The organism is Pseudomonas edaphica (genome assembly GCF_005863185.1).
Classification (GTDB): domain Bacteria; phylum Pseudomonadota; class Gammaproteobacteria; order Pseudomonadales; family Pseudomonadaceae; genus Aquipseudomonas; species Aquipseudomonas edaphica.
Genome location: NZ_VBVZ01000952.1, coordinates 1 through 1,517, shown reverse-complemented (window position 1 = coordinate 1,517; position 1,517 = coordinate 1). Strand labels below are relative to the sequence as shown.

Below are 1,517 nucleotides of genomic sequence, written 5' to 3'. Positions count from 1 at the left end.
CGACCCGTCGCCGCTCACCGACTTCGCCGCCGCGTTGACCTCGGCAACCGGTAACGAGTTGCAGGAAGTGCTGGACTGCGTCCCCATGCTCAAGCGCATGGAAAAAGTATTGCCGATGCTGCGCAGGGAAGTTGAAGTCGCGCGCCTGCAGAAGGAAATCTCCGCCGAGGTAAACCGCAAGATCGGTGAGCATCAGCGCGAGTTCTTCCTCAAGGAACAACTCAAGGTCATCCAGCAAGAGCTGGGCTTGACCAAGGATGACCGCAGCGCCGACGTCGAACAGTTCGAGCAACGCCTGGTGGGCAAAGTGCTGCCGGCCCAGGCGCAAAAACGCATCGGCGAAGAGATGAACAAGCTGTCGATCCTGGAAACCGGTTCGCCGGAATACGCGGTCACACGCAACTACCTGGACTGGGCCACTTCCGTGCCGTGGGGCGTATATGGCGAGGACAAGCTCGACCTGAAACACGCGCGCAAAGTGCTGGATAAGCACCATGCAGGCCTGGACGACATCAAAAGTCGCATCCTCGAATTCCTCGCGGTCGGTGCTTACAAAGGCGAAGTCGCCGGTTCCATCGTGCTGCTGGTCGGCCCGCCGGGCGTGGGCAAGACCAGTGTGGGTAAATCCATCGCCGAATCCCTGGGCAGGCCGTTCTATCGGTTCAGCGTTGGCGGCATGCGCGACGAGGCCGAGATCAAGGGCCATCGCCGCACCTACATCGGCGCCCTGCCGGGCAAGCTGGTGCAGGCGCTTAAAGATGTGGAAGTGATGAACCCGGTGATCATGCTCGACGAGATCGACAAGATGGGCCAGAGCTTCCAGGGCGACCCGGCGTCTGCGCTGCTGGAAACCCTCGACCCTGAGCAGAACGTCGAATTCCTCGATCACTACCTGGACCTGCGCCTGGACCTGTCCAAAGTGCTGTTCGTGTGTACCGCCAACACCCTGGACTCGATCCCCGGCCCGTTGCTGGACCGTATGGAAGTGATTCGCCTGTCGGGCTATATCACCGAAGAAAAAGTCGCCATCGCCAAGCGTCACCTGTGGCCCAAGCAGCTGGAAAAAGCCGGCGTGGCGAAAACCAGCCTGAGCATCAGCGACGGCGCCCTGCGTGCGTTGATCGACGGTTATGCGCGGGAAGCCGGGGTGCGCCAGTTGGAGAAACAGCTGGGCAAACTGGTGCGCAAGGCCGTGGTCAAGCTGCTGGATGAGCCAGACTCGGTGATCAAGATCGGCAACAAGGACCTGGAAAGCTCATTGGGCATGCCGGTGTTCCGCAACGAGCAAGTGCTGTCGGGCACTGGTGTGATCACTGGCCTGGCCTGGACCAGCATGGGCGGCGCGACCTTGCCGATTGAGGCGACGCGCATCCACACGCTCAATCGCGGCTTCAAACTCACCGGGCAGTTGGGTGAAGTGATGAAAGAGTCCGCCGAGATCGCCTACAGCTACATCAGCTCGAACCTGAAGTCGTTTGGCGGCGATCCGAAGTTCTTCGATGAAGCCTTCGTACACC

General features: G+C 60.6%; 1 protein-coding gene. It reads left to right on the top strand.

Translation table 11 applies throughout. The features are described 5' to 3' along the window. The coding region (lon, locus tag FEM54_RS32415; RefSeq protein ID WP_138454265.1) for an endopeptidase La at positions 1-1,517 on the top strand (1,517 nt) is incomplete at both ends.